The sequence below is a fragment of the Roseovarius sp. TE539 genome (assembly GCF_003298505.1).
GTDB lineage: Bacteria > Pseudomonadota > Alphaproteobacteria > Rhodobacterales > Rhodobacteraceae > Roseovarius.
This window is the reverse complement of sequence record NZ_QNGB01000037.1, coordinates 18,983-27,884: the sequence shown is the minus strand read 5'-3', so window position 1 is coordinate 27,884 and position 8,902 is coordinate 18,983. Positions and strand designations below refer to the sequence as shown.

General features: G+C 63.7%; 8 protein-coding genes and 1 pseudogene. 2 read left to right on the top strand and 7 right to left on the bottom strand.

The features are described 5' to 3' along the window. Positions 1-110: pseudogene (locus DQW77_RS18650) on the top strand (IS5/IS1182 family transposase); the annotation flags it as partial. A gap of 135 nt (positions 111-245) precedes the next feature. Here the strand turns inward: DQW77_RS18650 and DQW77_RS16315 are convergent. Beyond that, positions 246-1,442, bottom strand: coding sequence for an alanine--glyoxylate aminotransferase family protein (locus tag DQW77_RS16315; RefSeq protein WP_113259286.1), 1,197 nt, complete (start codon positions 1,440-1,442; stop codon positions 246-248). A gap of 145 nt (positions 1,443-1,587) precedes the next feature. On the opposite strand from DQW77_RS16315, the gene DQW77_RS16310 reads away from it, so the two are divergent. After that, positions 1,588-2,271, top strand: coding sequence for a tyrosine-protein phosphatase (locus DQW77_RS16310; RefSeq protein WP_113259281.1), 684 nt, complete (start codon positions 1,588-1,590; stop codon positions 2,269-2,271). 11 nt (positions 2,272-2,282) lie between these two features. Here the strand turns inward: DQW77_RS16310 and DQW77_RS16305 are convergent, their stop codons facing one another. The 6 genes from DQW77_RS16305 to DQW77_RS16280 form a co-directional block, all read right to left on the bottom strand. After that, on the bottom strand, positions 2,283-3,281 hold the full coding sequence (locus DQW77_RS16305) for a type I glyceraldehyde-3-phosphate dehydrogenase (RefSeq protein ID WP_113259280.1): 999 nt from the start codon (positions 3,279-3,281) through the stop codon (positions 2,283-2,285). A 361-nt stretch (positions 3,282-3,642) separates the two neighbouring features. Continuing rightward, the gene (gene arsJ, locus DQW77_RS16300; protein ID WP_113259279.1) at positions 3,643-4,923 is read right to left on the bottom strand and encodes an organoarsenical effux MFS transporter ArsJ; all 1,281 of its coding nucleotides are present in this window, start codon (positions 4,921-4,923) and stop codon (positions 3,643-3,645) included. After that, complete coding sequence (locus DQW77_RS16295; RefSeq protein WP_113259278.1) at positions 4,920-5,918, bottom strand: ArsJ-associated glyceraldehyde-3-phosphate dehydrogenase; 999 nt, start codon at positions 5,916-5,918, stop codon at positions 4,920-4,922. The genes arsJ and DQW77_RS16295 overlap by 4 nt, the downstream gene beginning before the upstream one ends. After that, positions 5,915-6,763 carry an ArsR family transcriptional regulator gene (locus DQW77_RS16290; protein ID WP_113259277.1) on the bottom strand — a complete coding sequence of 283 codons (849 nt, stop codon included), beginning with the start codon at positions 6,761-6,763 and terminating at the stop codon, positions 5,915-5,917. The genes DQW77_RS16295 and DQW77_RS16290 overlap by 4 nt, the downstream gene beginning before the upstream one ends. A 76-nt stretch (positions 6,764-6,839) precedes the next feature. After that, positions 6,840-8,240: a TRAP transporter large permease gene (locus DQW77_RS16285; protein ID WP_113259276.1), complete on the bottom strand. Its 1,401-nt coding sequence runs from the start codon at positions 8,238-8,240 to the stop codon at positions 6,840-6,842. A gap of 14 nt (positions 8,241-8,254) precedes the next feature. Continuing rightward, positions 8,255-8,887 (bottom strand): TRAP transporter small permease subunit, encoded by a 633-nt coding sequence (locus DQW77_RS16280; protein WP_113259275.1) that lies wholly within the window; start codon positions 8,885-8,887, stop codon positions 8,255-8,257. Between the last annotated feature and the right edge of the window lie 15 nt (positions 8,888-8,902).

Genomic DNA, 8,902 nt, shown 5'->3' with positions numbered 1-8,902 from the left:
TTTTCAATAAGATCAAACGCTTCCGCAGGATCGCATTGCGTTGCGAGAAATCCGTCAGCTCATTCAAAGCCTTCGTTGATCTCGCATGCGCAATGGCTTGGATCAGCTAAATGCAGACGCCGCCTAGTGCACGTTGCGCCAGACCGGAGTCGCCCGCCCGTCGTACCCGCGAGGGGCACGCGCCCGCCTTGGGGCGCGCGGCCGCGCAAGCGTCTTCGGATCGTTTCCGATCAAAGCCGACAGCCTCAAGGCCCGGCGGCAACAGACGCCGCGCGCTCGAGTGCCCCGCTGCCGTGGGGGATGCCAAGTGCCGTCATCCCGGCCTGCATGGCACCGAGGACACCAAGAACCATGTGCGCGTTCACATGACCCATGTGACCGATGCGGAAATACCCGTCCCCGCCCGGATCATCGGGGTCCGACATTCCCAGCCCGATCCCCAGGGTCACACCCGCGTTGGCCCGGAGCCACTGCCGAAGGTCACGGCCATGCGGGGCCCCGATCCGCAGCGCCGTAACCGCATGGCTGCGATGGTCCGGGACCGCCACGTTGAGCGCCAGCGGTCCACCATCGGACCATGCCTCGCACGCGGCCCATATGGTGCGCGCCAGATGCGCGTGACGGTCCCAGATGGCTCCGATCCCCTCTTCGGCGATCATGTCAAGCGCGGCACGCAGCCCATAGAGATGATGGGTGGGCGCCGTGCCACCGAAATACTGGTAGAAACCGTCGGGATCAGCCCGCGGCCCCCAATCCCAGTACCGGCTGACGCGCGGCAGGGCGGCACGTGTCTGCGCCGCACGTTCACCGAAAAAGACGAAGCCGAGCCCCGGCGGCACCATGAGGCCCTTCTGACTGGCGGCAACCGCCACGTCCACGCCCCACCGGTCCATCTCGAAGCGGTCGCACGCAAGCGAGGCGATGCAATCGGCCATCAGCAGCGCAGGGTGCCCGGCGGCATCGATCGCCGCACGCAGCGCCGCCATGTCACTGCGCACGGAGGTGGAGGTATCCACATGCGTGGCCAGAACCGCCTTGATCCGCCCGTCCGCATCGGCGCGCAGGCGGGCTTCAAGGCGCGCGGGATCGGCGGGGGCGCTGCGACCGAAATCCATCAACTCCGTTTCCACGCCCAGGCCCGCAGCGATATCGGCCCAGCCATGCCCGAACCGTCCGGTGGCCATGGTCAGCACCTTGTCCCCCGGCATCAGGGTGTTGGCAAGCGCCGCTTCCCACGCACCGTGCCCGTTGGCGACATAGATCGCCACATCCCCGCTGGTCCGCGCCACCGCACGCAGATCCGGGATGAGACCGGCGGTCATATCGATCAGATCGCCCTCGTAGATGTTGGGCGCGCTCCGGTGCATCGCGCGCAGCACCCGCTCGGGCATCACCGAAGGACCCGGAATGGCAAGATAGGGAATACCGCCCGCCGATGTCATGCCCGTCTCCCTTTTGTGCCGGGCGACTGTACGCACCTTGGCCCCGCCGTCAATCACCTGTCGCCGGCTTGCCTTGGACGCCGCGTGCCTCTAGATGGGAGCGACCCCGTGCATGGGCGCCGGGGCAGGAAAATACAGGTCCAGAATGAACCCGATCAAACGTCTGACCGAGTGGGAACAGCGATTGCGCGCCTCCTACAACACGGACCTTTCAACGCCCGAGAACCGTCGCCGCGCCCATATCTACAACATGTGGTTCGACCATGCGGTCCTGCGCCGGTTCTGGACCAACTTCCACCCGGTTGCACCGGATGTCTACCGCGCCAACCAGCCTACGCATGAACGTTTCGTGAAACTCAAGGCCATGGGTATCCGCAGCATCCTCAACCTGCGCGGGGCGGCCGGGGCCGCGCATTTCCTCGTCGAGGAAGAAAGCTGCGCCAAGGTCGGGCTCACACTGGTCAACGTGACGCTGCATGCCCGGTATGCCGCCCCGCCCGAGGATATTCTTGCCCTCATCCGTGCCTTTCGGAACATCGAGAAGCCTTTCGTGATGCATTGCAAATCGGGGGCGGACAGGGCCGGCTTCGCTTCAGCGATCTACCTTCTGGCCATAGAGGGCCGCCCCATGCCCGAGGCGCGGCGCATGCTTTCGGCGCGGTTCATCCATTTCAAATGGACCAGGACCGGCATACTCGATCATATCCTGGACCTCTATGAGGCCCGCAATGCCCGCGATCCGATCACGTTCGAGGACTGGGTCGCACGGGAATACGACTATCTTGCCGTTCAAGACGAGTTCGACGCGAAGAAAAAGACAATCTTCTGACCGCCGCCGTTTCAGCGGCGGACGCCGATAAGGGCTGCCAGGTCCAACATCCGGCTGGAGAACCCCCATTCGTTGTCGTACCATCCGAAGACACGCAGCAGACCGCCCGCTGAAACCGAGGTTTCCATCCCGCTTATTACCAGGGATTCGGGCCGCCCTCGCAAGTCGCTGGAAACCAGCGGTTCATCAACCCACCCGAAGACCGGCGAGCCGGCCGCCGCGTCGCGCATCAGCGCGTTGACCCGTGCCGCGCTCACTGGCGTGCGTGTTTCGACAGTCAGGTCAATGGCGGAAACGCTGGCAGTTGGAACCCTGATCGCACGCGCCTCGATCCGGCCCCTGAGCGCCGGAAGCACAAGCCCCGTCTGGTGCTGCGCACTGGTGGTCGTCGGCACCATGGACAGTGCCGCCGCCCGGCTGCGTTCCGGTGTTCCGCGGGGTTTATCGACCGTTGGCTGGCTGCCGGTATAACAGTGAACGGTCGTCATCTGCCCGCTTTTCAGACCATACGCATCGTCGATCAGCCGGGCTAGCGGAGCAAGCGCATTTGTCGTGCAGGACGCGTTGGAGATGATCTTCTCGTCACCGAGTGCGGCCTCGTTTGCACCCATGACCACCGTGATATCCGCTTCCGCCGAGGGACCGGACACCAGGACGGCGCCGGCTCCGGCCTGCAATCCCCGCTCGGCCATCGCGCGCGCACCGGCCATGCCGGTGCATTCGAGCACCAGATCGACCTCCGAAAGATCCAGTGCCCGCAAATCATGCTCGGCATGAAAGGGAATCATGCGGCTGCCCAGCTCCAGAACACCGTTTCCCGCCTTCACCTCTTCTGGGTAAGGCCCGTAGACACTGTCATAACGAAAGAGATAGGCGCAGGTTTCCGGGGGCTCGATCTCGTTGATGAGTGAAAGCTCGATGTCCTTGCGCCCCTGTAACAGGATGCGCAGGATGGTCCGCCCAATGCGGCCAAAGCCGTTGATTGCGATCCTCACAGGCCGCTGTGTCATCCGGGCGCTCCCTTTGCGTGTCGTGACATGGCTACCGCATCATGCCTCGATGGAAAACAGTTGCCACAAGTATCGGGCGGGGCTTGTCATGCGGGCCGGGGCCTTGTGTCCTGCCCGCTTGCAGGACCGCGCTGCGCCTCGCGCCGGACATCGCCGGACAATTGCAAAGATGGGAGGTTCCTTGGTGATCAACAGGAACCTATTGGAAACTTCCGGATTTCCGATCCTGTCGGCGTGGCGGGTTTGTCCGTATCGCGCCGGCGCCCGCCATCCGCCCCAAGGCACCTCGAAGTCATCGTGAAGGGAACATGGGAAGCGGTATTATCATTGTCTGACGCGCCCGGCGCGGCCACCGCGGGATTCAGGCGGCCGGACCCGGATCGCGCGCCGGAGCGGGCATCGGCGTCAGCCGTCCGGCACCGATACGGCTCAGGATCACCATCGCTGCCGCCGTGGCAAGGCACAGGGCAAGACCGCCCACCTGATAGGTCACACCCGACAGCACCGTGCCAAGCAGCCGGCCCGTGGCATTGGCCATGTAGTAGAAACCCACGTCCATGGTCACCCGCTCCGCCTGCGTGAACGCAAGGATGAGGTAGGAGTGCAGCGAGGAATTGACAGCAAAGAGCGCCCCGAAGACCAGAAGCCCCCCGATCAGCGTTCCCGTGAGCCAGGGCGCCGGCGCCCCGGCCCACCACACGAGCCCGGCGAGAAGCGCCGGAACCACCGCCAGCGACGCCACCCAGTGACGCGCCGCCGCCACGATCTCGGCCTCCGGGCGGGAGGCTGCACGCAACAGCCGTGGCGCCCAGGCCTGCACCCCGCCATACAGGATCGTCCAGACGGCCATGAAACTGCCGATCGTGAAGAACGCCGCGCGGTTGCCTTCCGCGCTGCCATCCGACAGCACCGCGTAGAAATAGACCGGGATGCCGACCACGAACCACACGTCCCGTGCCCCGAATAGAAAGACCCGCGCCGCCGACAACCAGTTGACATTGGCACTGTCCGAAAAGACCTCGCGGAATTTCGCCTCCTTGCGACCCACCGGCAGGCCCGCAGGCATGCGCAGTGCCGCCGCCACAAGGATCAGCGCAAGCACCGCCGCCATGCCCAGGACCGACGGGGTGAACCCGGCCAGCCCCAAAAGCGCGGCCCCCAGCAGGAAGCCCAGCCCCTTGACGGCATTCTTCGAGCCGGTCAGCAGCGCCACCCAGCGGAAAAGGCCACCCTGCGCGTCGGGCGCAAGATGTTTGACTGCCGACTTGGCACTCATCTTCGACAGGTCCTTTGCCACCCCGGAAGCCCCCTGTACCGCCATCACGTAGACGACCGACACGGCAAGGCCCCAGTCCGGATCAAGCTGCGCCAGCGCCATCAGCGCCCCGACCTGAAGCGCCAGCCCGGCATAAAGGGTCGTCGTCAGCCCGAACCGCGCCGCGATCCATCCCGCCGAAAGGTTGGTGACGATACCCGCCACCTCGTAGAGCACGAAGAGATAGGCCAACTGCACAGGCGTGAAGCCCAGTGTGTGAAAATGCAGCAGCACCAGCATCCTGAGTGCACCGTCGGTCAGCATGAACGCCCAGTAGGCCGCGGTGACGACGATATAGGCCGACAGACCCGGCGCCCGCCCGGTCACAGCGCTGCACCCACCATGCGCGCCACATCCACGAGACGGCAGGCATAGCCCCATTCGTTGTCGTACCATGCATAGATTTTCACCTGCGTACCGCCCACGACCATGGTCGAGGGCGCATCGACAATCGAGGACCGCGGATCGTTGGTATAATCCGTGGACACGAGCGGGCGCTCCTCGTAGCCCAGAATACCCTTGAGGTCGCCCTCGGCAGCGGTACGGAACATCGCGTTCACTTCTTCGGCAGTGGTCTCGCGCGTCACCTCGAAGACGCAATCCGTGAGCGACGCGTTGAGCAGCGGCACGCGCACCGCGTGACCGTTCAGCTTGCCGGTCAGTTCGGGATAGATCAGCGTGATCGCCGTCGCGCTGCCGGTCGTGGTGGGAATAAGGGAATTGAGTGCCGAACGCGCCCGCCGCCAATCCTTCGCCGGGCGGTCCACGATGGTCTGCGTGTTGGTCACGTCATGGATCGTTGTCATTGAGCCGTGGCGGATTCCCAGCCCCTCGTGAATGACCTTCACCACCGGCGCCAGGCAATTGGTGGTGCACGAGGCCGCGGTCACGATGTGGTGCCGGGCCGGATCGTAGATATCGTGATTGACACCGTAGACGATGTTGGCCGCATTCCCGTCCTTGACCGGCGCCGAGACGACCACCTTTTTCACCCCGGCCTCGAAATACGGTGCCAGCGCGGCCTCCGTCTTGAAAGCGCCGGTGCAGTCGATCATTACATCCACCCCGCTCAGCGGCAGGTCGCGTGGATCACGCAGGCCGGTTGCGGGAATGCGGGTGCCGTCGATGGTGATGCTCACGTCATCGGCCTCGAACCGGGCGGGCCAGCGTCCGTGCACCGTATCGAACTCCAGCAGGTGCGCGTGAATCTGTGGGTCTCCTACCGCGTCATTGACGAAAGCCACGTCCGCACCGCTTTCCAGCAGCGGACGAAGCGCCAGTTTCCCGATCCGGCCGAGGCCGTTGATGGCGTATGTCGTCATGTGTCGGTCTCCATGCCGGCGATGTCGTCCACCCGTGCCTGCAGCGTCACACGATCCAGGGTATCGATGGGCAACGCCGCGAAGGACCGGATACGGTTTCGCAACGCGCCATAGGCGTGCTGAAAGGCGAGGCGCTTTTCGGCATCCGTTCCCTCGGCCCTGACCGGATCAGGCTGACCCCAATGCCCGGATACGGGCTGCCCGTGCCAGGCCGGGCAATCCTCGTTCGCCGCGGTGTCGCAGACGGTAAAGACGAAATCCATCATCGGCGCATCGTCGGTCTGGAACTCGGAAACATTCTTGGCCCTGAGGGGTTTGATGTCGTGCCCCTTCGATTCGAGCATCTCAATCGCGAAGGGGTTGAGTTCGGTACGTGGCGCCGTCCCCGCCGAAAAGGCCTCGAACCGGTCGCCGGCCTCATCCCTGAGCAGGCATTCGGCAAAGATGGACCGGGCCGAGTTTCCGGTACAGATGAACAGAACGTTGAATTTGCGCTTTTCCATGGCTGGCATGCCTTCGCTTGATGGTGTCGGGGCTTGGGAAAGGGGCAGGCACAGGTCCGGCCTGCTGCGACAACAATCCTCGAACAGATATCCGATGAGCGCGCCGGCCGCCGCGACATCCGCCTGATAGAGCAGCGACGTGCCCGCACGCGTCTGACGCACCAACCGCGCGCGCCGCAACGACGACAGATAGACCGACAGTGTCGAGGCCTTGAAATTCAGGGCCGTGGCCAGTTCACCCGCCGGAATCGCATCTGGATAGCGCCGCATGAGCATGCGGAAAACGGCCAGTCGCTGCGCGTGGCCGAGTGTCGTCAGCTGTTCGGGAATCATATCTTCCATATTTCATGGATAAATGAATTACTGGACATTGCAAGTGCGAACCGCCTCCACACTGCGCAGTCTCGGGCGGCGGGCGTCAGGCTTGGCCGGGCAACCAGAGAACGATCATCGGGAACGAGACCAGAAGGGCGATCGTGATTGCGTCCGCGATGAAAAAGGGCATCACGCCCTTGAAAACGTCCTGCACACTGAGATCGTCCCGCACCCCCGCAACAACGAAACAGTTCAGGCCGATCGGCGGCGTGATCAGGCAGAACTCCGCCATTTTCACAACCAGGATGCCGAACCAGATGGCGCACATCGGCCCCGACATGCCGAAGGTGCTGTCGGCGGCGCTCACGAATTCTCCGCCATTCAATGCCATCACCGCCGGGTAAACGACAGGCAGGGTCAACAGCAGCATGCCGATCGCGTCCATGAACATGCCCAGAACCGCATAGGCCAGAAGGATACAAACAAGGATCAGCATCGGCGAAACCGTGAGCGAGGTGATCCAGTCGGCGAACGCTCCGGGCAGATCCGCGAAGCCCAGGAAGCGAACATAGATCAGAACACCCCAGATGATGGTGAAGATCATCACGCTCAACTTCGCGGTCTCCAGCAGCGCGTCCTTGAGTTCGGGCCAGCGCATGCCGCGGTAAAGCGCCATCAGGAAGACGACAAAGGCCCCGATCGCACCTCCTTCCGTCGGCGTCCCCCAAGCATCCCCGCCAAAGGGGTTGTAGACGAAGAAGATGATCGTGACGACAACGAAGACGATGGGCAGTGCAGGGGGCAGCGACACCAGTTTCTCGCGCCAGGTAAAGCCCCCCACAGGCGGACCGAACCCCTTGATCAAAAGTGCCATGCCGATGATCAGCGTGCCATAGACCAGCGCCGAGAACGCCCCGGGAATGAAACCCGCCAACAGAAGCTTGCCAACGTCCTGTTCCACGATGATGGCGTAGATGACGAGGATCGCCGAGGGTGGGATAAGACTGGCAAGGGTCCCGCCCGCCGCCACGACGCCGGCGGCGAAGCGCTTGTCATAGCCGATCTTAAGCATCTCGGGGATGGCAATTCGGGCAAACACGGCAGCAGTGGCAACGCTGGCCCCCGACACAGCGGCGAAGCCTGCAGTGGCAAAGACGGTGGAAACCGCCAACCCCCCTGGCACCCATGCGATCCAGCGTTTGGCAGCCTCGAACAATGCCCGCGTCAATCCGGCGTAATACGCCAGGTAACCGATCAGGATGAAGGTCGGTATAAGGCTCAGCGCCTGGCTTGTCACCTTGGAATGCGGCACCTGCCCGGCAGTCTTGGCGGCCACTGTCAGGGCCCATCCGAACTCGTCCGGATCGTAGCCCTTCTTGGACCAGAAGATCCAGATCAGCCCGACCATTCCCGCCAGCGCGGCGGCAAAGGCCACGCGCATGCCCAGAACAACCAGCACCAGCAGGCCACCGGTGACGGCAAGGCCGATATCAATCGGGTCCATGCCGGCGCCCTCCGCTACTCGTCACGGCCGGTCAGGTGCTCGGCCTCCATCTGCGCCTGCGTCGCCGCGTCCAGCACCAGAGGCACGGCCACGGGCCGGGCTGCGCCGCTCACGAAGGCGCGCGCGAAGCCCCAGACCTGAAGCATCAGCCGCAGGCACAATACCGAAAACGCCACCGGCGCCAGCAGTTTTGCCGGCCACAGCGGCAACGCGATGTCCATGGAACTGTCACGGCTCCACATCGGTGACGCGAAATCGAAACTGCGATCGAAATGCGCCCAGCTGCCCCATACCAACAGGATCATCAGCCCGAGAACGAGCAGCGTGGTCACCAGTTCGACAAGGTACAACACCCGCCCCCTGAGCGCACCCACCACGATGTCCATCCGGATGTGCCCACCATCACGTTTGACATAGGCCACGCCCATGAACGCGATAAGCGGCATCGCCTGCTCGATCCAGTCAACGTATCCCGGCAACGGTGCGCTGAAGAAATTCCGCCCGCCCACCGATATCACGGCAAGCACCATCAGCCCGAAGACAGCCAGACCGCTCAAAAGCGCAAGTATCCGTTCCAGCCGATAAAGACCCCGGTCAAGACGGCTGAGGAGGCTTTCATCGCTCAGGACCGATGCTGCGCCGGCCATGCGTGATCTCCCTTA

Excerpts from the sequence above, each read along its gene's own strand:
- DQW77_RS16315 (WP_113259286.1), bottom strand. The coding sequence starts at position 1,442 with ATGACATCGGCGGGCGGTATTCCCTATCTTGCCATTCCGGGTCCTTCG.
- DQW77_RS16310 (WP_113259281.1), top strand. The coding sequence starts at position 1,588 with ATGAACCCGATCAAACGTCTGACCGAGTGGGAACAGCGATTGCGCGCC.
- DQW77_RS16305 (WP_113259280.1), bottom strand. The coding sequence starts at position 3,281 with ATGACACAGCGGCCTGTGAGGATCGCAATCAACGGCTTTGGCCGCATT.
- DQW77_RS16295 (WP_113259278.1), bottom strand. The coding sequence starts at position 5,918 with ATGACGACATACGCCATCAACGGCCTCGGCCGGATCGGGAAACTGGCG.
- DQW77_RS16290 (WP_113259277.1), bottom strand. The coding sequence starts at position 6,763 with ATGGAAGATATGATTCCCGAACAGCTGACGACACTCGGCCACGCGCAG.
- DQW77_RS16285 (WP_113259276.1), bottom strand. The coding sequence starts at position 8,240 with ATGGACCCGATTGATATCGGCCTTGCCGTCACCGGTGGCCTGCTGGTG.
- DQW77_RS16280 (WP_113259275.1), bottom strand. The coding sequence starts at position 8,887 with ATGGCCGGCGCAGCATCGGTCCTGAGCGATGAAAGCCTCCTCAGCCGT.